Raw genomic sequence first — 23,606 nt, 5'->3', positions numbered from 1 at the left:
GCCAGCGATTTCCGCACTTTCCCCCTGAATTACAGGCATAAAAAAACCCGCCGGAGCGGGTTTTAAGAAAGCGTTACAGGCGCAGTAATTACTGACCTTTCACTTCTTTCAGACCGTTGAACGGAGCAGGAGTACCCGCAGCCGCCAGCGCTTCTTCGATACGGATCAGCTGGTTGTATTTAGCAACACGGTCAGAACGGCTCATAGAACCGGTTTTGATCTGGCCTGCAGCAGTACCCACCGCGAGATCGGCGATGGTAGCATCTTCAGTTTCGCCTGAACGGTGAGAGATAACGGCAGTGTAGCCAGCGTCTTTCGCCATTTTGATCGCAGCCAGAGTTTCGGTCAGAGAACCGATCTGGTTGAATTTGATCAGGATGGAGTTAGCGATGCCTTTATCGATACCTTCTTTCAGGATCTTGGTGTTGGTTACGAACAAATCGTCGCCCACCAGCTGGATTTTGTCGCCCAGAACTTTAGTCTGGTAAGCGAAACCATCCCAGTCAGATTCGTCCAGACCGTCTTCGATAGACACGATTGGATACTGTTTGGTCAGCTCTTCCAGGAAGTGAGTGAATTCTTCAGAGGTGAAAGCTTTGTTGCCTTCGCCGGCCAGAACGTATTTACCGTCTTTGTAGAATTCAGATGCCGCACAGTCCATTGCCAGAGTCACGTCTTTACCCAGCTCGTAACCTGCTTGTTTTACCGCTTCAGCGATAACAGCCAGAGCTTCGGCGTTAGAACCCAGGTTTGGCGCATAGCCACCTTCGTCACCTACAGCAGTACCCATGCCTTTAGATTTCAGCACTTTAGCCAGAGTGTGGAACACTTCTGAACCCATGCGGATAGCTTCTTTCAGCGTTTTGGCGCCAACAGGCTGGATCATGAACTCTTGAATATCAACGTTGTTGTCAGCGTGTTCGCCGCCATTGATGATGTTCATCATAGGCAGTGGCATAGAATATTTGCCCGGAGTGCCGTTCAGTTCTGCAATGTGTGCGTACAGTGGCAGACCTTTAGAAGCAGCAGCAGCTTTAGCAGCAGCCAGGGAAACAGCCAGAATCGCGTTAGCACCGAACTTAGATTTATTCTCGGTACCGTCCAGATCAATCATGATCTTGTCGATGTTAGCCTGGTCTTTAGCGTCTTTACCGGTTACAGCCTGAGCGATAGGACCGTTTACAGCAGCAACGGCTTTCAGTACGCCTTTGCCCAGGAAACGGGATTTGTCACCGTCACGCAGTTCCAGCGCTTCGCGGGAACCGGTAGAAGCACCAGATGGCGCAGCAGCCAGACCAACAAAACCGCCTTCCAGATGAACTTCAGCTTCTACGGTCGGGTTACCACGGGAGTCGATGATTTCACGACCGATGACTTTAACGATTTTGGACATTAGGATTTCCTCAGTACAAGTTAACTAAAGCTTCAGTTAAACGACGTGCCTGAGACACGTCGTTTCCCCGGTATTTTATTTTACCTGACGCTTCTGATACTCACCGGCAGCCTTCACAAAGCCTGCAAACAACGGATGACCATCACGCGGCGTTGACGTAAATTCTGGATGGAACTGGCAAGCGACAAACCATGGATGATTCGGCAGCTCAATGATTTCCACCAGTTGCTTATCGCCAGAGCGACCGGCTACGCGTAAACCTGCGGCTTCGATTTGTTTCAGCAGCATATTGTTCACTTCGTAACGGTGACGATGGCGTTCAACTATTGTCGGCTCGCCGTACATCTCACGAACCAGGCTACCGTCGTTCAGGTGACATTGCTGCCCACCTACACGCATGGTACCGCCTAAATCACTGTCTTCGGAACGCACTTCAACGTTACCTTCTTCATCGCGCCATTCGGTGATGAGAGCAACCACCGGGAACTTACAGTCTGGCACAAATTCGGTAGAGTTGGCATTCTCCATACCCGCGACATTACGGGCGAATTCAATCAGTGCAACCTGCATACCCAGACAAATGCCCAGATAAGGAATGTTATTTTCACGTGCATAACGCGCTGTGGCTACTTTTCCTTCAACACCACGGTAACCAAAGCCACCCGGGATAAGGATAGCATCCAGACCTTTCAGCACTTCGACGCCACGGGTTTCGACATCTTGTGAATCAATAAGTTTGATATTCACGGTCAGTCGATTTTTCAGGCCGCCGTGTTTGAGCGCTTCAATCACAGATTTATACGCATCTGGCAGCTCAATGTACTTACCCACCATACCGATAGTGACTTCACCGCCCGGATTGGCCTCTTCGTAAACCACCTGTTCCCATTCGGACAAGTTGGCTTCCGGCGCATTGATGCTGAAACGTTTACAAATATAATCGTCCAGCCCCTGAGATTTCAAGAGCGCCGGTATTTTATAAATAGAATCAACATCTTTAAGAGAAATAACCGCTTTTTCCGGCACGTTACAGAACAACGCGATTTTTGCACGTTCGTTGGCAGGCACAGCGCGATCAGAGCGGCAGATCAGCACGTCTGGCTGAATACCAATAGACAGCAATTCTTTCACTGAGTGCTGAGTCGGTTTGGTTTTCACTTCACCGGCAGCGGCCATGTAAGGCACCAGCGTCAGGTGCATATACAATGTGTGCTCACGGCCGACTTCAACCGCCATCTGACGAATCGCTTCCAGGAACGGCAGGGATTCGATATCACCGACAGTACCGCCAATTTCAACCAACACAACATCGTGGCCTTCGCCACCTTCAATGATACGTTCTTTGATGTTGTTGGTGATGTGCGGGATAACCTGAATGGTTGCGCCGAGATAATCGCCGCGGCGCTCTTTGCGCAGCACGTCAGAATAAATACGGCCCGTGGTGAAGTTGTTGCGGCGAGTCATCTTGGTACGGATGAAACGCTCGTAGTGACCCAGATCGAGATCGGTTTCAGCGCCATCTTCGGTAACAAAGACTTCGCCGTGTTGAGTTGGGCTCATCGTACCCGGATCCACGTTGATATACGGGTCCAGTTTCATGATGGTCACGTTGAGGCCACGGGCTTCGAGAATAGCCGCCAGAGAGGCTGCGGCAATGCCTTTACCCAGAGAGGATACGACCCCGCCGGTCACAAAAATATAATTAGTTGTCATGCTGAACCTGAGAGGTTAGGTTTAAAGATGATGGAGTAACCAAGACGGGAAAACAGTATACCGGAACCTTGTGTGCGCCACAAATAAACGTTTTGCTGTCCATCATCGTTTTCCTTACCGTCCGTTCACCAGGGTTAACCCTGCCGGCCCTGTTCTTTCATTCTTTCAAAAACAACCAGTTACCTTATTAAAAGTGCTGTGTTGCTCGCATGACATGCTAAAACATCTTAGATTTCAATTTGTTGGACTTTACTGCCGCAGATCAGCCGGTTAAGCCGTCCAGAGTACTGAGCTTAACCGTTTCAGCTTGTGCAGATATTGTTTCCGATCAAAGTCCCTTGTGGAACTCAGCCTTCCCGCTTTTTCACCTGTTGCCAGGCGGCTTCCATCTGTTCAAGCGTCGCCTCCTCCATGTTTAAGCCTTTTTCACGGATAATTTCCTCGACCTGCCTGAAACGGCGCTCAAACTTGCGGTTGGCCGCCTGCAATGCATCTTCCGCTTTATGACCTAAATGGCGTGAGAGATTAACGGTCGCAAACAGCAAATCCCCGATTTCCTCGCCGAGCTTTTCTTCATCAATCACCACCTGACGCGCTTCGAACATCACTTCATCGATTTCTTCGTACACTTTGTCGAGAACCGGTCCGAGCGTCGTCCAGTCGAAGCCGACATTCGAACAGCGCTTCTGGATTTTGTGCGCTTTCATCAGCGCAGGGAGGGCGGAAGGAATATCATCGAGCGCTGAATGCAGGGATTTCTCCGCCCGCTCCTGCGCCTTGCGCGCCTCCCATTTGACCAGTACGTCTTTGCTGCTGGCGTCTTTCGACCAGGCTGCTTCCTGCCCAAAAATTTGCGGATGACGGCGCTCTAATTTATCTGAAATGGCATTGCAGATATCGTCAAATTCAAACAACCCCTGTTCACTGCCCATCTGTGCGTAAAACACCACCTGAAACAGTAAATCGCCCAGTTCGTCGCGCACATCGTCGTAATCTTTGCGGGCAATGGCATCCAGCACTTCGTAGGTTTCTTCCAGCGTGTACGGGGCGATCGTCTCGAAAGTTTGCTCTTTATCCCATGGACAACCCGCTTGCGGGTCGCGCAGGGTTTTCATAATGGTGAGCAGGCGTTGCAAAGAAGATTCGGTCATAAGATCTGTCCGTTTTTAAAAGGTTGTCAGAAGCAAAAAAGAAAAGGCCCGTCGAACGGGCCTTAGAAGCAGGTAATCAACTGCCATGAAGTCGTTTGGCTTCAATCACATCCGGCAACTGGTTCAGTTTGGCAATCACACGCCCCAGAACCTGCGGGTTGTAGATCTCGATATCCATATCGATAGTTGCCAGTTGCTGACGGGTATCGCTGCGGCTGGCCACGCCGAGAACATTCACTTTTTCATTGGCCAGAATGGTGGTGATATCGCGCAGCAAACCGCTGCGGTCATTGGCGACGACACGCACGACCAGTGAATACCCGCTGGAATAGCTTTCGCCCCACACTGCATCAACCACGCGTTCCGGGGCATTTGAGCGTAAATCTTCCAGTTGATCACAATCGGCACGGTGGATTGAAATTCCGCGTCCCTGAGTAATGTAACCCACGATTTCGTCGCCCGGTATCGGCTGGCAGCAGCGTGCAATGTGGTGCATCAGATTGCCCACACCTTCAACCACCACGCGGCCATTGTCTTTGCTGCGGGTCGGTGGCGGCGTGGTTTTCTGCGTCAGCTGGCGCAGCGCTTCTTTGTCCAGTTCTTCCGCACTCGGCTTTTTCAGCTGCGATTGCAGGAAATTGACCATCTGATTCAGGCGGATATCGCCGTTCCCGATCGCCGCCAACACTTCATCGAGCGAGTTAACGTTATAGCGTGGCAGCAGCAGTTTCTCGGCATCTTTGATGCTGATATCCAGCCGGTCCAGTTCGTCATCGAGGATTTGCTTACCGGCAATAATATTCTTATCGCGATCCTGTTTACGGAACCAGTTTTGAATTTTCGAACGTCCGCGGCTGGTCGTAACGTAACCGAGGCTCGGATTCAGCCAGTCACGGCTTGGGTTCGCATGCTTCTGGGTGATGATTTCAATCTGATCGCCCATTTGCAACTGATAGGTAAACGGCACGATGCGGCCGCCAATTTTCGCCCCGATACACCGGTGACCGACATCGCTGTGGATGTGGTAGGCGAAGTCGAGCGGCGTGGAACCCATCGGCAGATCGATGACGTCGCCTTTTGGCGTAAACACGTACACACGGTCGTCGAAGACCTGGCTGCGCACTTCATCGAGCATTTCGCCCGAATCGGCCATCTCTTCCTGCCACGCAATCAGTTTACGCAGCCAGGCAATACGACCTTCGTAGCCCCCGCTGCGACCACCGACGACGGCGGTGCCTTCTTTGTATTTCCAGTGCGCCGCGACGCCCAGTTCAGCATCTTCATGCATCTGACGGGTGCGGATCTGCACTTCCAGCGTTTTCCCGCGCGGCCCTAACACCACGGTGTGAATCGACTGATAACCGTTCGGTTTCGGGTTGGCGACGTAATCGTCGAACTCATCCGGCAGATGGCGGAAATGGGTGTGTACAATCCCTAACGCGGCATAGCAATCCTGTAAGCGCTCCACCACGATACGCACGGCGCGCACGTCGAAGAGTTCGTCAAAGGACAGGGATTTTTTCTGCATCTTGCGCCAGATGCTGTAGATATGCTTGGGGCGTCCGTAAACATCGACTTTAATGCCCTCTTCGGCCATCGCGTTTTTAACGGTCGACACAAAATCGTCGATATACTGCTCACGATCAATACGACGCTCGTGCAGCAGTTTGGCAATACGCTTGTATTCGTCAGGGTGCAGATAACGGAAGCAAAAGTCTTCCAGCTCCCACTTTAGCTGACCGATACCCAGACGGTTGGCCAGGGGCGCATAAATATTGGTACATTCTTTGGCCGCCAGTACGCGCTCTTCTTCCGGTGCATCTTTCACTTCGCGCAGATGGGCGATACGCTCAGCCAGTTTCAGCACCACGCAGCGGAAATCTTCCACCATCGCCAGCAGCATGCGGCGGACATTATCCACCTGCTCGGAGGCCATAGAGTCGTTTTGCGTGGCTTTCAGCTGGCGGATGGCGTCCATGTCACGTACGCCGTGTACCAGATCAGTAATGCCCTTGCCGAACTGTTGAGTCAGAGTATCTTCGTCGATGATGCCGTCATCAACCAGCGGGAACAGAAGCGCCGCGCGCATACTGTCGTTATCCATACTGAGGGTCGAGAGGATTTCAACCATCTCCAGACCGCGCCACAGCAGCAACGAGGCGTCAGGATGGCCCTGCGTTTGTTGCTCGCAGTAGCGCCAGGTTTCGGCTAAACGCTCACATGATTGCTGGCTGGACAGTCCTAAACTGCTGATCCAGTCGTCGAGCGCGAACTCGCCAGCCGTATTCAGATGTGCACTTCTTACCGCAACCATACCCTCTCCCTACGTTTCTGACACAACACCTGTGTCAGACGGGTTGATAAACAGAGCCATCGATTCAAGATGCCCGGTGTGCGGGAACATATCCAGCATACGCACCTGAGCCAAGCGATAACCCGCCTCCAACAAAATTTTACTGTCCCGCGCCAATGTTGTGGGATTGCATGACACATACACCACACGCGCCGGGGCAAGCTTAACGATATGCGTCATGACGCCAGCAGCGCCACCACGGGCAGGATCCAGCAAGATTTTATTGAAACCTTGTGCCGCCCAGGGTTGTTTACTGACATCATCTTCCAGATTCTCATGAAAGAAGGACGCATTAAGTAATCCATTATTCCGGGCATTATCTTGCCCATTCGCCACCAGTGTAGCAACACCTTCGACGCCGACAACCTGCTTAGCTCTTTTTGCCAGCGGAAGGGTGAAATTCCCCATCCCGCAGAACAAATCCAGCACGCGATCTTCCGGCGTCAGTTCCAGCCACGCCAGGGCCTGCGCCACCATTTGCTGGTTAACGGCGTCATTTACCTGAATAAAATCGCGCGGGCCAAATTTCAGATCCAGACCCTCAATCTGATAATAAGGTGTCTCCCCGCACAAAAGCTCCAGCCTCTCACTGTCAGGGGCCAGAAAAATCGTTAACTGATGTTGCACCGCAAACGTCGTCAGGCGCGCGCGATCGGCCTCACTGAGCGGATCAAGATGACGCAGCACCAGCAGCGGGCCGTTATCCGCCAGCACCATTTCCAGATGTCCGAGACGCTTCGCCGCCGATAATGACGACAAACATGCCTGCACCGGTATCAGCAGTTGCTCCAGTTCAGGCCGCAGCACCGGACAACGGGTCACCGCCACCAGATCGTTTGAGCCTTCCTGACGAAACCCCATTATCAGCGTGCCATTTGCCGGACCCGCTTTACGCCCGGGCTTAACGCCCGCGATTTGCAATCCGAGACGCGCACGGCGGCGATAACCGTATTGCGGGCCCGCAATCACCGGTTGCGGTTGTGCCTCAATACCGGTTTCCCGTGAAATCAGACGTAATAACGCCGCCGATTTACTGCGCTGTTGCAGCGCTTCGCTGGCATGCTGTTGCTGACATCCGCCACAGGTAGCATAGTGCGGACACACCGGTTTTACCCGATCATCGCTGGTGGTCAGCAAACGCTTCAGCTTACCTTTGGCGTACTTACTTTTATCTTCTGTTAAAGTGACGTCTGCCTGTTCACCGGGCAGTAAGCCACTGACAAATACGGCTTTGCCATTGTGACGCGCCACACCTTGCCCGAAAGCATCAAGGTCGGTAGCGGTCACAGTTATCGTTTGCCGGGTCGTCACACGACGGTTCGGAGAGTAGAATTGAGCCATTATTGTCGATTACACGCTGGTTTATTAAGCTTACTTTAGCTAATTCTCCCACATTGGAACCTCATGACCAAATATAGCCTTCGCGCACGGATGATGATCCTGATCCTGGCACCGACCTTAATGATCGGTTTGCTGCTCAGCACCTTCTTCGTGGTGCACCGCTACAACGAGTTGCAAAACCAGCTGACAGAAGCCGGAGCCAGCATTATCGAGCCTCTGGCGGTCGCAAGCGAATATGGCATGACGTTCCGGGAACGCGAACCGGTCAAACGGCTGATCAGCCGCCTGCACCGCAATCATTCTGATATTGTACGCAGCATCAGTGTATTTGATGGCGCGAACAAACTGTTTGCCAGTTCGACCAGCCAGCATGACGGCAGTCCGTTGCAGGTAAAACGCGTCGAAGACATTCCCCGTGAGCTGACGAAAACCCGCTCAGGCGATGTACTGATCCTGCGCACGCCTATTCAGGCCGAAAATCATACAGAAGCCGATGATGAGACGTTCAGCGCCTCGCCGGACAACCGTCTGGGTTACATTGCTATTGAACTGGATTTACGTTCGGTAAAACTGGCGCAATATCAGGAAGCGTTCGTTTCCACCATGCTGTTGTTGCTGTGTCTGGGTATCGCCACGCTGTTCGCTTACCGCCTGATGCGCGACGTGACAGGGCCGATCCGTAATATGGTGAATACCGTTGACCGTATCCGCCGTGGGCAACTCGACAGCCGCGTGGAAGGCAACATGCCGGGCGAACTGAGTATGCTGAAAAACGGCATTAACTCGATGGCGATGTCACTGACGGCCTATCATGAAGAAGTACAACAGAATATCGATCAGGCTACGTCAGACCTGCGCGAAACGCTGGAGCAGATGGAAATACAGAACGTCGAGTTGGATCTGGCGAAGAAACGCGCACAGGAAGCGGCGCGTATCAAATCTGAATTCCTGGCGAACATGTCCCACGAGTTGCGTACACCGCTTAATGGCGTGATCGGTTTTACCCGCCAGACACTGAAAACACCGCTTTCGCCAACACAGGCAGACTATCTGCAAACCATTGAGCGTTCCGCGAATCATCTGCTAACCATCATTAATGACGTGCTGGATTTCTCCAAGCTGGAAGCCGGCAAACTGGTGCTGGAACATATTCCGTTCTCGCTGCGTGAAATGCTCGATGAAGTGGTTATTTTGCTGGCGCATACCGCGCATGATAAAGGTCTGGAACTGACGCTGAACGTCCACAACAACGTGCCGGAAAACGTGCTGGGCGATCCGATGCGCATGCAGCAAGTTGTGACTAACTTGCTGGGAAATGCCATTAAATTTACCGAAACCGGCAACATCGACATTAATGTCGAACTGCGTTCGCAGAACAATTTGCAGGTGGAACTGGAAGTGCAAATCCACGACACCGGCATCGGGATTTCCGAACGTCAGCAGTCACAACTGTTCCAGGCTTTCCGTCAGGCAGATGCCAGCATTTCGCGCCGGCATGGCGGCACCGGATTAGGGCTGGTGATCACCCAGCGTCTGGTGAAAGAAATGGGCGGAGACATCAGTTTCTATAGCCAGATAAACCGCGGTTCGACCTTCTGGTTCCATGTGACACTTGAGCTGAATGAAAACCGTCATATCACGCCGGTCTCCATGAGTCATCTTGAAGGCAAACGTCTGGCCTATGTTGAAGCCAACCCGGCGGCGGCGAAAGCCACGATGGAAATCCTGCAGGCCACCCCCCTGGACGTTACGCATCGCACCACGCTGACTGCGCTCCCTGATCCGTGGTATGACATCATGTTGTGCAGCATTCCGGTCAAACAGGATCAGGTTCCCGCAGACTACGACGGTAAATTACAGAAAGTGCTGGGCATGACACAGCATCTTCTGCTGGCGTTGCCGAGTCAGTTCCAGGTGAATGCCGAAGAATTGAAAAGACGTGGCGTTCAGGCCTGTCTGATTAAACCGATGTCGAGCATCCGCCTGCTGCCGTTGTTGCTGCACCAACAGCAGCCTTCCGTCAGGGTGATCGGCAATGACGAAGACAAGACCTCGCGCCTGCCGCTGACCGCCATGGCGGTGGATGACAATCCGGCAAACCTTAAACTGATTGGCGCCTTGCTGGAAGAACTGGTGGAAACCACCGTGCTTTGCCACAGTGGTGAAGAAGCCATCGAGGTTGCCCGTCATACCGATCTCGACATTATTCTGATGGATATTCAGATGCCGGATATCGACGGCATCCGTGCCAGCGAAATCATCCACCAGATGGCAAGACATACCAACACACCGGTCGTGGCAGTCACTGCGCACTCGCTGAGCGGCGAACGTGAACAGTTACTGAAACTGGGCATGGACGATTATCTGTCTAAACCCATTGATGAAAGCATGCTGAAAAATGTCCTGTCACGCCACCATCAGCATCAGACACAACTGGATTCACCGTTACAGGCCAGCGAGTCACTCGCGCCGATCAGCACGCTCGACTGGCAACTGGCGCTGAGTCAGTCAGCCAATAAAGTTGCGCTGGCTCAGGATTTGTTGCAAATGTTGGTGGAATTCCTGCCCCAGGTGGCAGAACGGGTGGAAGCCGTCACCCGCGGCGAACCGGACAACGATATTCTGGCGCTGATCCATAAGCTTCATGGCAGTTGCAGCTACAGCGGTGTGCCGCGCCTTAAGCAACTGTGTTTCTACATTGAACAACAGCTGCGTCAGGGTGTCAGCGTGGAAATACTCGAACCGGAATGGTTTGAACTGCTTGATGAAATTGACAACGTCAAGCGTGCGGCAGTGGCCTATTTACCCCGGTAGCAATACGACAGTAACAAGATTAACGCCCGGCCCGGGCGTTTTTACAGACTGTCAGATGATGTTCCTCAGAACCAGGTCGTTACCGCGCCCGTGACATCCCACTGTTCGTTCACCAGCAGCAGATGACGCCATTTGTCAAAAGTCAGGCACGGATGGCAGATATCAAACACCAGCATATCGCCGACTTTCAAATCTGCCCCTTCCGGGATCGACATAAACGCATGCTGATCCATCATCGCGAACACTTTCCAGTCGTCAGGTGCCGGCACTACCGTGGTGTATCCTGCCTGCGTGGCACTACGCGGACGAAAATGTCCGGCGGCTTTCGGGTATCCGGCGTCATAACCGGCATCACGTTTGCCGAGCGCGATAATCGCCCTGCCCGGTTCCGGCAAAGACTGCACGGCCGCCCAGACCTGCAACGCCGGCTGTAAGCTGCTGTTCATTTCACGCGCGACAGGATTGCTGGTTTGCATGCGTTCCAGCGCGGCCTGATACGCGCCAACATCGTGCGTCACATAACAGCCTGAGCGAAGAATAATATCCAGCGTGTAGCGTTTTTCAGCATCCAGATGCGTTTCTTTTCGTGTCAGTTCCTCCGCCACCACATCAAACCAGGCAGAACCTGCGCCGGTTAAAATAACCCGTGGCTCGGCAAATTCTCCGGCCTCTGCCAGCGCTTCGGTGCGCGCCATCACGTGACGCAGGAAGCCGCGGATCACCGCTTCATCATTGCTCACGCCTTCATAAAGCTCGACGCCCACCAGCGCCAGCGATTGCGGCCAGCGTTTTACCGCCGCCAGCACGTCGGCTTCCTGCTGTTCTGTCCGGATACCGGTACGCCCGCCCGCGATACCGTATTCAAACATCACCCGCAGTTTCAACTGCCTGCTGGAGAAGTAATGCCCGAGCGCGTCGGCATTTTCGGCCGAATCCACAATACAGGTAAAATCAAAGGCAGTGTCTGCACGCATCAGACCGGCGATTATCGCCATGTTGCCTTTCCCCACCAGCTGATTCGCCATAATGATTTTACGCACGCCGTGAGCAAACGCCGCGCTGACCTGGGGAGGTGTCGCCAGCGTAATACCCCAAGCGCCGAATTCCAGCTGCATCTGATACAGTTCAGGGCTCATGGTCGTTTTGCCATGAGGTGCCAGTTTCAACTGATAGCGCTGGATAAACTCACGCATCCAGGCAAGGTTGTGTTCGATTCGTTCTTCGAGCAGTACGGCCACCGGCAGGCTGACATCTTCACGCAGGATATTCCAGCCCTGTTCACGGATATCGCCCATACGTGCACCGGCGCGCAACGGCCCCAGACCTTTCGTGTGTGTATTAACCGGCTGCTGTGAAAAATCAGTCTCTGACATACGTGTTTTCTCATTGGCGAATGTCTTTAAAACCTAACGTAAAACTGCTGCAAATAAAATACAAAAACCGGCGCAGGCGGAGCCTGAACACCGGTTTTTTATCCTGACAGCTGTCGGTTAAAGCTTTTGCGATAGCTTAACCGTCGCGGCAATATTTCGTGCAGATTTACGCAGGTTGTCTGCGGCGTTTTTCAGGGCATCATCAAGCGTACAAATGCTGTAGAGCACGCTGAAAACAGCATCCAGCCCATGGTCATAAACAATATCAACATCTTTTGTCAGACTGCCGGCGATGCCAATCACCGGTTTATTGTAACGTTTAGCCACCCGCGCCACACCGATCGGCACTTTGCCGTTGATGCTCTGGCTGTCAATCCGCCCTTCGCCGGTGATCACCAGCGTGGCGTCTTTCACCAGTTCATCCAGCCCCAGCGCGTCGGTGACAATCTCAATACCCTGGCGCAGCTCAGCATGACAGAACCCGTAAAGTGCAGCACCCATGCCTCCGGCCGCACCGGCTCCGGGAACATACTCAACGTCAATACCCAGATCTTGTTTGATCACCCGGGCGTAATGGTGCAGATAGCCGTCAAGCTGTTGGATCATCTCCGGTGTCGCGCCTTTTTGCGGCCCGAAGATGGCAGAAGCGCCATCCTTACCGGTCAGCGGATTCGTGACGTCGCAGGCCACTTCGAAGCGGCATGTTTTAATTCTCGGATCCAGCCCGCTGATATCAATGCGATGGAGTTTTTCCAGCTCGCCGCCGCCCTGGCCAATCGGCTTGCCCTCTTTGGTCAGCAGCTTCGCGCCCAGTGCCTGCATCATGCCTGCTCCGCCATCATTGGTGGCACTGCCCCCGATCCCGATAATGCAGTGTTTTACGCCGTGGCCAAGGGCAGAATGGATCAGTTCACCTGTGCCGTACGACGTGGTTTTCAGCGGATTGCGTTGCGCAGGGGGAACACTTTCCAGCCCGCTGGCCGCCGCCATCTCGATGAAAGCGATTTTCTCATCACCTGAAAGCCCGAAGAATGCTTCCAGCGGCGTGCCCAGTGGTCCGGTCACATTCACCTTCACCACCCGTCCGCCGGTGGCTGCAACCATCGCTTCCACCGTGCCTTCGCCGCCATCGGCAACCGGTAACTTGACGTACTCCGCGTCGGGAAAAATTTCACGGAACCCGCTCTCAATGGCTTTTGCCACATCCAAAGCTGACAAACTTTCTTTGTATGAATCCGGTGCGATCACTATTTTCATAAAGTCATTACCTTCATAAACTGCGTGCGCCGATGTGGGAAAGCGCCCTGTCAGTTTTGCATCCTGCCTGAAGGGTCGCGCGCCACCGTGTTCATTAGCGCCGCGCGTCCGCCGCAGACTAACGGGTAACTTCAACCTTCGCTAAGGTTTCATAATAGCGCGCAATGGCGCTATGGTCAGATTGCCCGTGACCATCCGCTTTCAGAGCCTGCATCATTTCCATGACCAGCGAGGTCAGAGGCAGTTGTGCGCCGACGCTGTGGGAGGTATCAAGTGCGTTTGCTAAATCTTTGATGTGTAAATCAATACGGAAGCCCGGTTTGAAGTTGCGATCCATCACCATCGGCGCTTTCGCTTCCAGCACGGTACTGCCCGCCAGACCACCACGGATAGCCTGGAAAACCAGATCCGGATCGACGCCCGCTTTGGTTGCCAGCACCAGCGCTTCTGACATCGCAGCAATGTTCAGCGCCACGATCACCTGGTTCGCCAGTTTGGTCACGTTGCCCGCCCCGATATCCCCGGTATGCACAACGGAACCGGCCATAGACTTCATGATTTCATAGCATTTATCGAACACCGCTTTGTCGCCGCCGACCATTACGGACAGCGTACCGTCGATGGCTTTAGGTTCTCCGCCTGAGACCGGAGCATCCAGCATCGCGATGTGTTTAGCGGCCAGTGCTTCACTGATTTCACGGCTTGCCAGCGGGGCGATTGAACTCATGTCGATGAGAATGCTACCCGGACGCACACCCTCAATCAGACCGTTTTCACCCAGCGCCACTTCTCTCACCTGCGGTGAGTTTGGCAACATGGTGATAATCACATCGGAAACGGCAGCAACCGCTTTTGGCGTGTCGGCGGCCGTTGCGCCGAGTTTTACGATTTCACTTACGTTATCCAGATTGCGGTCCATGACGACCAGCTCATAACCTGCTTTCAGCAGATTTTTGCTCATAGGCTTGCCCATGATGCCTAAACCAATAAAGCCAATTTTCATTCGGGTATCCTCTTTATAATGATGTATTGAGAGCAGATCACTGGGTGAAGCGATCGCACAGCGCCTGTGTACCTGCGCGGAAAACGCCTAAATCACTGCCGACCGCCACAAAGGTCGCGCCCCATTCCAGATAACGGCGGGCATCGGCTTCAACCGGAGCCAGAATACCGCTGGGTTTGCCATGCGCTTTTGCACGCGCAAAAATGTGACGGATAGCGGCCTGCACGTCCGGGTGCCCGGCGTTGCCAAGATGTCCCATGCCGGCGGCCAGATCACTCGGGCCGACGAAAATGCCGTCGATGCCATCAACAGCAGCAATGGCATCCAGATTGTCGACGCCTTGCTGGCTTTCGATTTGCACCATCACCGCAATGTTGTCATTGATGCGGGTGAAGTAATCCGGCACGGTGCCGAACATATTGCTGCGGTGTGAAACGGAAACGCCACGGATCCCGGCGGGCGGATAACGGGTTGATGCTACGGCCAGTTCTGCCTGTTCCTGTGTTTCTACAAACGGGATCAGAAAATTATAAAAACCGATGTCCAGCAGGCGTTTAATCACCACCGGATCATTAAATTGCGGACGGACCACCGGTGCGCTGCGGCTGCCTTTCAGCGCCATCAGCTGCGGCACAAAAGTACCGACATCGTTGGGTGCATGCTCACCATCAAGCAACAGCCAGTCAAAACCCGCCACACCCAGCACCTCGGTTGAAATCGGGCTGGATAATGCTGACCAACATCCAATCAGGGTTTTCCCTTGCAACAAATCCTGACGAAACTGATTTGGAATCATTTGATTACTCATATCTGATATCTGACCTCATCAAAGGGGCAGAGCCGGATATCCGGAATGCCCCGCATCACAATTTACTGTTTCTTAAGTTCCAGCCGTTTGATATCGCCGACCACCAGCAGATAGCAAAGCATTGCCATCAGTGCTGAACAACCCACAAAAATTAATGCCATATTGAAAGAGTGCAGACCTTTCACGATGTAGCCGATCACCAGCGGCGTCACGATAGAGGCGACATTACCGAATACGTTGAAAATGCCGCCGCACAAGCCGATGACTTCTTTCGGTGCGGTATCGGCAATCACCGGCCAGCCGAGCGCCCCGAAGCCTTTACCGAAGAAGGCCAGCGCCATCAGGGTAACGACCAGCGCATTATTGTCGGTGTAATTGCACAAGATGATGCTGGTGGCTAATAACATGCCCAGTACGATAGGAATTTTACGGGCCACGGTCAGCGAGTAACCACGTCTGATCAGAAAATCCGAGAACACGCCACCCAGCACACCGCCCGCAAAACCACACAGCGCAGGGATGGCGGCAATCATCCCGACTTTAAGAATAGACATACCCTTTTCCTGAACCAGATAAATCGGGAACCAGGTCAGGAAGAACCACGTAATGCTGTTAATGAAGTACTGACCGAAGAAGATCCCGAGCATCATGCGGCTGCTCAGCATCTGACGAACGTAACTCCATTTCGGACCACTTTTCGCGCTGCCGGTTTTCTTGTGGTCGATGTCCACCACCGCACCGCCGTCTTTCAGATACTCCAGCTCGCTTTTAGAAATATGCGGATGTTCCGGCGGGTTGTGAATGAATGTGATCCACACCAGTGTCAGCACAAAACCAATCACACCCATGACGATGAAAACATGTTCCCAGCCCCAGGCGTAGGTCAGCCAGCCCAGCAACGGTGAGAACAGTGCCAGGGAGAAATACTGGGCGGAGTTAAAAATTGCGGAAGCCGTGCCGCGTTCAGTGGTCGGAAACCAGGCTGCCACGATACGGGCATTTGCCGGAAAAGACGGCGCTTCTGAAAAGCCGAGCATGAAGCGCAGCATGAACAGTGTCAGTGCACCGTAAGCCAGCGGAAACCAGCCCACAAACCCCTGAAACAGGGTGAACAGCGACCAGAAGAACAAACTGTAGGTATACACTCTTTTGGAGCCAAATCTGTCCAGCAGCCAGCCGCCGGGTAATTGCATAATCAGGTAAGCCCAGCCGAATGCTGCAAAGATTTGTCCCATGTCGGCAGCATCCAGACCCAGCTCACGCGCGACCTCAGTACCCGCGATAGAAAGCGTTGCGCGGTCAGCGTAATTGACCGCCGTGATTAAAAAGATAATCAGCAAAATATAGTAACGTATGTGCGTACGTACCTTACTTTGCACGACTGTCCTGGACTGAGATTCAATGTTCATGGTGACCCTCATTATCATAATGCGAAAAATTTCAGGGAAATTACCGTTATCGAAATAACGTTTTGCATTCACCTGTGGTTATTCGCCGTACAGTTTCTTCATTCGAAACAGGCAACAAACGTTTTATTTATGATCGCCTGACATTTACCTGTATTACTTTCAACATCACCTTCAGAGGGCCAATACAGTATAAAAAAGAGGTTCCAAAATAACATTGTGCATTCGCCCAAGAATACCCCCGCTGATTGTGACTATTCTTTTGCATACACACATCGGTGTGGGAGGAGACTCACAGATTGTGCAAAGGCGATAACCGCGCCAACAAAAGGGTGATTAGCATCACATTGATTCTGTCACCTGCCACACAGAATGACATCCAACAGGCAAAAAGCTGGTCAGTTGCACAATGAGGTTCCCTGAAGACTGCCTTATAATGGATTCCATATCCTGTATTACCCGAGTATGTTTACAAGAGTCTTATTGAGCGTCAACTTCAGAGAATTAACCGGGATATATTATTCCGGGATGTTTAATAAACGCGGAGACAGTTATGTCACGTAATAAAGATAAAGAACACGCTACCGAAGCGCTTTTTATTAAAGTTCATGAAAGCGATAACGTAGCAATTATTGTGAATGACAACGGCTTAAAGGCCGGCACCCGATTTGCTAATGGTCTGGAATTAATTGAGCATATTCCGCAAGGCCATAAAGTGGCACTAGAGCCGATTGCCAAAGGCGGCGATATTATCCGTTACGGAGAAGTCATTGGTTATGCAGTACGGGATATTGCGCAGGGCGGATGGATCGACGAATCACTGGTTGAATTACCGGTCGCGCCTGAACTCGACAGCCTGCCGCTGGCCACCCGTGTACCGCCGGAACTGCCACCGCTGGAAGGTTATACCTTTGAAGGTTACCGTAATGCCGACGGCAGCGTCGGCACCAAAAACCTGCTCGGTATAACCACCAGCGTGCATTGTGTGGCGGGCGTGGTGGATTACGTGGTCAAAATCATCGAGCGTGATTTACTGCCGAAATTCCCCAATGTCGATGGCGTCGTGGCGCTGAACCATCTCTACGGTTGCGGCGTGGCAATTAACGCCCCCGCGGCGGTGGTGCCGATCCGCACTATCCACAATCTGGCGCTGAACCCGAACTTTGGCGGCGAAGTGATGGTGGTCGGTCTGGGCTGTGAAAAGCTGCAACCCGAGCGCCTGCTGGAAGGTACCCCGGACGTGCAGGCGATTTCCCTCGACGACACGCATATCGTCCGTTTGCAGGATGAACAGCATGTCGGTTTCCAGTCGATGGTGGACGATATCCTGACCGTCGCACAATTTCATCTGGAACGTCTGAACCGCCGTCAGCGCGAAACCTGCCCGGCTTCAGATCTGGTGGTGGGCACGCAGTGTGGCGGCAGTGATGCTTTCTCAGGCGTAACCGCCAACCCGGCGGTAGGTTATGCATCAGACCTTCTGGTGCGCTGCGGCGCAACGGTGATGTTCTCGGAAGTGACAGAAGTACGCGACGCCATCCATTTGCTGACGCCTCGCGCTGCGGACGTCGACGTGGGTAAGCGTCTGCTGGAAGAAATGGCCTGGTACGATAATTATTTGTCGATGGGCCAGACTGACCGCAGCGCTAATCCGTCTCCGGGCAACAAAAAAGGGGGGCTGGCTAATGTGGTTGAAAAAGCGCTGGGCTCCATTGCTAAATCCGGTACCAGTGCGATTTCTGAAGTGTTGTCACCCGGACAGCGTCCGACCAAAAAAGGCCTGATTTACGCCGCCACACCTGCCAGTGATTTTGTCTGCGGAACCCAGCAGTTGGCTTCGGGGATTACCGTTCAGGTATTCACTACCGGACGCGGTACGCCATACGGTCTGCTCGCCGTGCCTGTGATTAAAATGGCCACACGCACCACACTGGCAAACCGCTGGCATGACCTGATGGACATCAACGCCGGGACAATCGCAACGGGTGATGCCACTATTGAGGATGTGGGCTGGGAACTGTTCCATTTCATTCTGGACATCGCCAGCGGGCGCAAGAAAACCTGGTCAGATACCTGGGGCATCCACAATGCACTGGCGGTGTTTAACCCCGCCCCCGTGACCTGAGTCACCGATCCTCCGATAAACCAAAGGCCAGCAAATGCTGGCCTTTTGATGTTTCTGCACTGAAGAAAAACCTACTGCGCCGCTGCGGCACCGGCTTGTTCTGCACCGACCAGCCCGACTTTCAGATAACCGGCTTTACGCAGGTTATCCATCACACTCATCAGCGTTTCGTAATCCACACTCTTATCCGCACGGAAGAAAATCGTACTCTGTTTATTGCCCTGAGTACGCTCATCCAGCATGGCGGTCAGATTACTGCTGTTGACCGGTGTATCACCGAGAAACAGTTGCTTATCAGCTTTTACCGACAGGAAAATCGGTTTCTCCGGACGCGGCTGTTGTTTTGCCGTCGAAGCCGGTAAATCTACCCGCACATCTACGGTAGCCAGCGGCGCTGCCACCATGAAAATGATCAGCAATACCAGCATGACGTCGATAAAAGGCGTGACGTTGATGTCATGCATTTCACCACTTTCGTCGATATCATCGTTTAACCGAATAGCCATAATCTGTTCTTACCCTACACGTAACTGACCTGTCTGACCGCGTGGCGTATTGCTTTTGCTGGCAGCCAGATCCAAATCACGGCCCTGTAACAGGATTATCTGCGCCGCCACATCGCCGACCTGATGACGATAAGAGGTGATAGTACGGGCGAAAATATTGTAGATCACCACCGCAGGGATGGCCGCAATCAGGCCCACAGCCGTCGCCAGTAAGGCTTCGGCAATACCCGGTGCCACGACCGCCAGATTGGTGGTCTGCGTCTGTGCGATACCGATGAAACTGTTCATGATGCCCCATACAGTACCGAACAGGCCGACGAACGGAGAGATTGCCCCGATGGTCGCCAGAATACCATTGCCACGGCCCATGTGGCGGCCGGCAGCGCTGACGCGGCGCTCAAGGCGGAAACCCGTCCGCTCCTTAATACCGTTGTTGTCAGTTGATCCTGCAGAGAGTTCAAGCTCGTTTTGGGCATCACGGATCATCTGCGCGCTGATGCTGCTGGCGGCAAAACTTTCAGCCTGCTCGGCAGCTTCATCCAGCGTACGAACAGAAGACAACGCGTCAAATTCACGGCGCATACGGCGTTTGCCGGTGAAGACGTCTGCCCCCTTGCTGAATAACAACGCCCAGGTGACCACAGAAGCCAGCAACAGACCGATCATGACGGTTTTCACCACCACATCAGCATGATGGTACATGCCCATAACAGACAAATCGGTTGGAATGACAGGTGCGGTATCCGTTGGTGCGGGTTGCATCACCGGAGCCGCCGTTGCGTCACGGGTTGCCGGTGCTGGGGTATCCGCCGTTGCAGGTTGAGTTGCAGCAGAACTGACGGCTTGTCCAGCCGGCGTCGCCGGTGCCGCCATCGCGTTGCCACTCAGGCCAGCAACCAACATTAACGACATCAGTAATGAGGTCGCCTCTTTCATCTTATTGCGAGCCGTTTTCACGCGTCGCCTCCAGCCAGAATCAGTATGTAGAAAGAATGAATAACGTCGGATGATATCAAAAAAAAACACCTAATTGATAGTCGTTCTCATTATTATTTACATTATCCCGCCTGGCGACCTGCGTGTCATTGACTGATCACAAGGTTTTTCCTTTTTGCACAAAGGATGAACAATTTAATCTCCGTCACATTTTCCGGAAGAATTACACCATTAATCAATCATCTGACGCTTATTAACCAAGTCAAAACAACGTTTTAAATATTAAGCAACGGCTTTTTATATTTGTTATAAGTTTGTGATAACGCTCAAATACCGCGCAACAAAAAATAAGGTAATGTGCTTCTACTGGGGAAGACCACACACCGGCACCCTATGTATCCTTTTAATTTACAAGCTTATTTAGTCATTTTTAACATGGACAGGTTGCACCCCCCGGGTACACCGTGTTCGACGCTTGCTCTCATTTATCTTTCCCTTACTGAGTACCCTGGAGACAAACTGATGAAAATGCAAAAAGCACTTCTCAGCCTTTGCCTGAGTTCCGCGACCCTCTTATTTACCCATGGCGTGGCAGCACAAACGCTCAAAGCCGCTGATGTACATCCGCAAGGCTATCCCAACGTAGTCGCTGTCCAGCACATGGGCGAAAAACTGCAAAAGCAAACGGACGGACGCCTCGAGATTAAAACGTTCCCGGGTGGCGTACTGGGTGATGAAAAGCAGGAAATTGAACAGGCACAGCTTGGTGCGCTGGATATTATCCGTGTGTCAATGACACCGGTTGCCTCGATTTTGCCGGAAATTAATGTTTTCACCCTGCCCTACATTTTCCGCGACGAAAATCATATGCATAAAGTACTCGACGGTCAGATCGGTAAAGAGATCGGCGATAAGATCACTAACAACCCGAATTCACGGCTGGTCTTTCTTGGATGGATGGATGGCGGAACACGTAACCTGATCACCAAACAACCGGTGGTGAAACCGGAAGATTTGCATGGCATGAAAATCCGCGTACAGGGCAGCCCTATTGCACTGGCAACGCTGAAAGCGATGGGCGCAAATCCGGTGGCGATGGGTGTCAGTGAAGTGTTCAGCGGTATGCAGACCGGCGTCATCGACGGCACTGAAAACAACCCGCCCACTTTTGTCGCCCATAATTACCTGCCGGTTGTGAAAAACTACACCTACAGCCGCCATTTCATCATCCCTGAACTGTTCCTGTATTCAAAAGTGAAATGGGACAAGCTGAAACCGGAAGACCAGCAGTTAATCCTCAAACTGGCAAAAGAGGCGCAGGATGAACAACGCGAACTGTGGAAAACCTATAACGAGAAAGCCCTCGCCACCATGAAAGCAGGCGGCGTGAAATTCTATGAAATTGACCCTGCAACCTACGTCAAAGCCACACAATCCGTGCGCGATGAATTCGGTAAAGATCATCAGGATCTGATGCAGCAAATCGCTGACGTGAAGTAAACCCTGACACTGGCAGTCTGCGGACTGCCTCTTTCTGATCATTCACCGGGGGATTTATGGTTTCGAGTTATCACACCCTGATGGACATTCTTTACCGCTGCGCGATGTGGCTGGCGGGTATCGCTTTGCTGCTGATGGTAGCGGTGATCCCCATTGGGATCTTTGCCCGCTACGTCATGAACAACGCCCTGTCGTGGCCGGAACCGATCGCGATTATGTGCATGGTGACCTTCACGTTTATTGGTGCCGCCGTCAGTTACCGTGCCGGTTCGCACATTGTCGTCGCCATGGTCACTGACCGGCTGCCGCCCGTGCTGAAAAAATTTGCCGCATTGCTTTCTGATCTGATGATGCTGGCGATCAGCGTATTTATTTTCTGGTACAGCCTGCAATTATGCAGCGAACTCTGGCAGCAGCCGGTGGCGGAATTTCCGTTGCTGACTGCCGGGCAAACCTATCTGCCTCTGCCTCTCGGTTCTGCGCTGACGCTGTTATTCATCATTGAGCAGATCATTGCCGGCCCGCAACATCAGCGGCCTGTAGTGATACTGGGCAATTCTGACGCCTGACCGGAGCCTGTTATGGACGCGATAATCTTGTTGTTAACGCTGGCGGTAATGCTGGCGATTGGCGTGCCGGTCGCCTACGCCGTCGGTCTGAGCGCACTGGTCGGTGCCTGGTGGATTGACCTGCCGTTTGAAGCCCTGATGATCCAGCTCACCAACGGCGTGAACAAATTTTCCCTGCTGGCGATCCCGTTTTTCATTCTGGCGGGCGCGATCATGGCCGAGGGAGGGATCGCCCGCAGGCTGGTCAGTTTTGCCTACATCTTTGTCGGGTTTATCCGCGGCGGGCTGTCGCTGGTGAATATCGTGGCCTCGACATTTTTCGGTGCGATCTCTGGTTCCTCAGTGGCCGATACTGCCTCGATCGGATCGGTGATGATCCCGGAAATGGAAAAAAAGGGCTATCCGCGTGACTTTGCGGCGGCCGTCACTGCCAGCGGCTCGGTACAGGCGATCCTGACGCCACCCAGCCATAACTCGGTGATTTACTCGCTGGCGACCGGCGGTACGGTGTCGATTGCCGCGCTGTTCATTGCCGGTATTCTGCCCGGTTTACTGCTCAGCCTGACGCTGATGGTGATGTGCGTAATGTTCGCGCACAAGCGCGGCTATCCGAAAGGCGAACGTGTGCCGTTCCGCCAGGCGCTGAAGATTTTTATCGACACGCTGTGGGGGCTGATGACCGTAGTCATCATCATGGGCGGTATTCTCAGCGGAATATTTACCGCGACGGAATCCGCAGCGATTGCGTGTTTGTGGTCGTTCTTCGTCACCATGTTTATCTATCGCGATTACAAATGGAATGAGCTGCCCAAGCTGCTGTATCGCACGGTGAAAACCGTCAGTATCGTGATGATCCTGATAGGGTTTGCTGCCAGCTTTGGCGCGGTCATGACCTACATGCAATTGCCGATGCGCATCACCGAATTCTTCACTTCGATCTCCGACAACAAGTACGTGATCCTCATGTGGATCAATATCATGCTGCTGGTGATCGGCACGCTGATGGACATGGCACCGATCATTCTGATCCTGACGCCGGTGCTGTTACCTGTGGTGTTATCGCTCGGCATCGACCCGGTGCATTTTGGCATGATCATGCTGGTGAACCTGGGCATTGGCCTGATCACCCCGCCGGTCGGCTCGGTATTGTTTGTCGCCAGCGCGGTGAGCAAGCAAAGCATTGAGCATGTCGTCAAAGCCATGATGCCGTTCTATTGCATGCTGTTTATGGTGCTGATGCTGGTGACGTACATCCCCACTATTTCTCTGTTCCTGCCCAAACTGTTTGGCGTCTATACCGGCTGACGCCAAACCGGTTTCTCCCTTGCCCGTCGTCATGACGGGCTTTTTTTTTGCAC

The 23,606-nt window shown here is 53.0% G+C and carries 17 protein-coding genes; 5 read left to right on the top strand and 12 right to left on the bottom strand.

Annotated features, from left to right (window positions below; translation table 11 throughout):
• Positions 1 to 88: 88 nt before the first annotated feature.
• From eno to rlmD, 5 genes are all read right to left on the bottom strand, one after another.
• Positions 89 to 1,393 carry a phosphopyruvate hydratase gene (eno, locus tag ETV65_RS18500; protein WP_129954567.1) on the bottom strand — a complete coding sequence of 435 codons (1,305 nt, stop codon included), beginning with the start codon at positions 1,391 to 1,393 and terminating at the stop codon, positions 89 to 91.
• 75 nt (positions 1,394 to 1,468) lie between these two features.
• Complete coding sequence (gene pyrG / locus ETV65_RS18495) at positions 1,469 to 3,106, bottom strand: CTP synthase (glutamine hydrolyzing) (RefSeq protein ID WP_013573994.1); 1,638 nt, start codon at positions 3,104 to 3,106, stop codon at positions 1,469 to 1,471.
• A 347-nt stretch (positions 3,107 to 3,453) separates the two neighbouring features.
• Positions 3,454 to 4,257: a nucleoside triphosphate pyrophosphohydrolase gene (mazG, locus tag ETV65_RS18490; protein ID WP_129954565.1), complete on the bottom strand. Its 804-nt coding sequence runs from the start codon at positions 4,255 to 4,257 to the stop codon at positions 3,454 to 3,456.
• Between the two features lie 76 nt (positions 4,258 to 4,333).
• Complete coding sequence (gene relA, locus ETV65_RS18485; RefSeq protein WP_129954563.1) at positions 4,334 to 6,571, bottom strand: GTP diphosphokinase; 2,238 nt, start codon at positions 6,569 to 6,571, stop codon at positions 4,334 to 4,336.
• A gap of 9 nt (positions 6,572 to 6,580) precedes the next feature.
• Positions 6,581 to 7,951 (bottom strand): 23S rRNA (uracil(1939)-C(5))-methyltransferase RlmD, encoded by a 1,371-nt coding sequence (rlmD, locus tag ETV65_RS18480; protein ID WP_129954561.1) that lies wholly within the window; start codon positions 7,949 to 7,951, stop codon positions 6,581 to 6,583.
• Positions 7,952 to 8,014: 63 nt separating this feature from the next.
• On the opposite strand from rlmD, the gene barA reads away from it, so the two are divergent.
• Positions 8,015 to 10,765 carry a two-component sensor histidine kinase BarA gene (gene barA, locus ETV65_RS18475; RefSeq protein ID WP_129954559.1) on the top strand — a complete coding sequence of 917 codons (2,751 nt, stop codon included), beginning with the start codon at positions 8,015 to 8,017 and terminating at the stop codon, positions 10,763 to 10,765.
• Positions 10,766 to 10,830: 65 nt separating this feature from the next.
• Here barA and ETV65_RS18470 read toward each other — a convergent pair whose 3' ends face one another.
• From ETV65_RS18470 to ETV65_RS18450, 5 genes are all read right to left on the bottom strand, one after another.
• Positions 10,831 to 12,138 (bottom strand): amino acid deaminase, encoded by a 1,308-nt coding sequence (locus ETV65_RS18470; RefSeq protein ID WP_129954557.1) that lies wholly within the window; start codon positions 12,136 to 12,138, stop codon positions 10,831 to 10,833.
• Between the two features lie 117 nt (positions 12,139 to 12,255).
• Positions 12,256 to 13,395, bottom strand: coding sequence for a glycerate kinase (locus ETV65_RS18465; protein WP_129954555.1), 1,140 nt, complete (start codon positions 13,393 to 13,395; stop codon positions 12,256 to 12,258).
• 118 nt (positions 13,396 to 13,513) lie between these two features.
• Entirely contained in the window at positions 13,514 to 14,425 is a 912-nt protein-coding gene (gene garR / locus ETV65_RS18460; RefSeq protein WP_255466764.1) for a 2-hydroxy-3-oxopropionate reductase, read from the bottom strand.
• 10 nt (positions 14,426 to 14,435) lie between these two features.
• Positions 14,436 to 15,206 carry a 2-dehydro-3-deoxyglucarate aldolase gene (garL, locus tag ETV65_RS18455; protein WP_129954551.1) on the bottom strand — a complete coding sequence of 257 codons (771 nt, stop codon included), beginning with the start codon at positions 15,204 to 15,206 and terminating at the stop codon, positions 14,436 to 14,438.
• Positions 15,207 to 15,268: 62 nt separating this feature from the next.
• Complete coding sequence (locus ETV65_RS18450; protein ID WP_129954549.1) at positions 15,269 to 16,615, bottom strand: MFS transporter; 1,347 nt, start codon at positions 16,613 to 16,615, stop codon at positions 15,269 to 15,271.
• A 550-nt stretch (positions 16,616 to 17,165) separates the two neighbouring features.
• Between ETV65_RS18450 and garD the strand changes: the two genes are divergently transcribed.
• On the top strand, positions 17,166 to 18,737 hold the full coding sequence (gene garD / locus ETV65_RS18445; protein ID WP_129954547.1) for a galactarate dehydratase: 1,572 nt from the start codon (positions 17,166 to 17,168) through the stop codon (positions 18,735 to 18,737).
• A 71-nt stretch (positions 18,738 to 18,808) separates the two neighbouring features.
• Here garD and exbD read toward each other — a convergent pair whose 3' ends face one another.
• Both exbD and exbB read right to left on the bottom strand, forming a co-directional pair.
• Positions 18,809 to 19,243 (bottom strand): TonB system transport protein ExbD, encoded by a 435-nt coding sequence (gene exbD, locus ETV65_RS18440; RefSeq protein ID WP_129954545.1) that lies wholly within the window; start codon positions 19,241 to 19,243, stop codon positions 18,809 to 18,811.
• A 9-nt stretch (positions 19,244 to 19,252) separates the two neighbouring features.
• Positions 19,253 to 20,179, bottom strand: a complete 927-nt coding sequence (gene exbB / locus ETV65_RS18435; protein WP_235174233.1) for a tol-pal system-associated acyl-CoA thioesterase — start codon at positions 20,177 to 20,179, stop codon at positions 19,253 to 19,255.
• 522 nt (positions 20,180 to 20,701) lie between these two features.
• On the opposite strand from exbB, the gene ETV65_RS18430 reads away from it, so the two are divergent.
• Genes ETV65_RS18430 through ETV65_RS18420 form a run of 3 tightly spaced genes read left to right on the top strand, consistent with a single transcriptional unit; the run spans position 20,702 to position 23,553 of the window.
• The gene (locus ETV65_RS18430) at positions 20,702 to 21,679 is read left to right on the top strand and encodes a TRAP transporter substrate-binding protein (protein WP_129954541.1); all 978 of its coding nucleotides are present in this window, start codon (positions 20,702 to 20,704) and stop codon (positions 21,677 to 21,679) included.
• 56 nt (positions 21,680 to 21,735) lie between these two features.
• Complete coding sequence (locus ETV65_RS18425) at positions 21,736 to 22,248, top strand: TRAP transporter small permease (protein WP_129954539.1); 513 nt, start codon at positions 21,736 to 21,738, stop codon at positions 22,246 to 22,248.
• A 12-nt stretch (positions 22,249 to 22,260) separates the two neighbouring features.
• On the top strand, positions 22,261 to 23,553 hold the full coding sequence (locus tag ETV65_RS18420; protein WP_129954537.1) for a TRAP transporter large permease: 1,293 nt from the start codon (positions 22,261 to 22,263) through the stop codon (positions 23,551 to 23,553).
• Positions 23,554 to 23,606 lie beyond the last annotated feature (53 nt).

The sequence above is a fragment of the Rahnella sp. RFA10(1/100) genome (genome assembly GCF_004195115.1).
Classification (GTDB): Bacteria; Pseudomonadota; Gammaproteobacteria; order Enterobacterales; family Enterobacteriaceae; genus Rahnella; species Rahnella perminowiae.
This window is presented reverse-complemented; position numbering and strand designations above follow the sequence as displayed.

What these genes read in the sequence shown, in the direction of transcription:
- relA (WP_129954563.1), bottom strand. Translation starts at nt 6,571, where the DNA reads ATGGTTGCGGTAAGAAGTGCACATCTGAATACGGCTGGCGAGTTCGCG.
- ETV65_RS18425 (WP_129954539.1), top strand. Translation starts at nt 21,736, where the DNA reads ATGGTTTCGAGTTATCACACCCTGATGGACATTCTTTACCGCTGCGCG.
- exbB (WP_235174233.1), bottom strand. Translation starts at nt 20,179, where the DNA reads ATGAAAGAGGCGACCTCATTACTGATGTCGTTAATGTTGGTTGCTGGC.
- ETV65_RS18430 (WP_129954541.1), top strand. Translation starts at nt 20,702, where the DNA reads ATGAAAATGCAAAAAGCACTTCTCAGCCTTTGCCTGAGTTCCGCGACC.
- eno (WP_129954567.1), bottom strand. Translation starts at nt 1,393, where the DNA reads ATGTCCAAAATCGTTAAAGTCATCGGTCGTGAAATCATCGACTCCCGT.
- ETV65_RS18465 (WP_129954555.1), bottom strand. Translation starts at nt 13,395, where the DNA reads ATGAAAATAGTGATCGCACCGGATTCATACAAAGAAAGTTTGTCAGCT.
- garL (WP_129954551.1), bottom strand. Translation starts at nt 15,206, where the DNA reads ATGAGTAATCAAATGATTCCAAATCAGTTTCGTCAGGATTTGTTGCAA.
- ETV65_RS18420 (WP_129954537.1), top strand. Translation starts at nt 22,261, where the DNA reads ATGGACGCGATAATCTTGTTGTTAACGCTGGCGGTAATGCTGGCGATT.
- pyrG (WP_013573994.1), bottom strand. Translation starts at nt 3,106, where the DNA reads ATGACAACTAATTATATTTTTGTGACCGGCGGGGTCGTATCCTCTCTG.
- rlmD (WP_129954561.1), bottom strand. Translation starts at nt 7,951, where the DNA reads ATGGCTCAATTCTACTCTCCGAACCGTCGTGTGACGACCCGGCAAACG.
- exbD (WP_129954545.1), bottom strand. Translation starts at nt 19,243, where the DNA reads ATGGCTATTCGGTTAAACGATGATATCGACGAAAGTGGTGAAATGCAT.
- ETV65_RS18450 (WP_129954549.1), bottom strand. Translation starts at nt 16,615, where the DNA reads ATGAACATTGAATCTCAGTCCAGGACAGTCGTGCAAAGTAAGGTACGT.
- barA (WP_129954559.1), top strand. Translation starts at nt 8,015, where the DNA reads ATGACCAAATATAGCCTTCGCGCACGGATGATGATCCTGATCCTGGCA.
- ETV65_RS18470 (WP_129954557.1), bottom strand. Translation starts at nt 12,138, where the DNA reads ATGTCAGAGACTGATTTTTCACAGCAGCCGGTTAATACACACACGAAA.
- garD (WP_129954547.1), top strand. Translation starts at nt 17,166, where the DNA reads ATGTCACGTAATAAAGATAAAGAACACGCTACCGAAGCGCTTTTTATT.
- mazG (WP_129954565.1), bottom strand. Translation starts at nt 4,257, where the DNA reads ATGACCGAATCTTCTTTGCAACGCCTGCTCACCATTATGAAAACCCTG.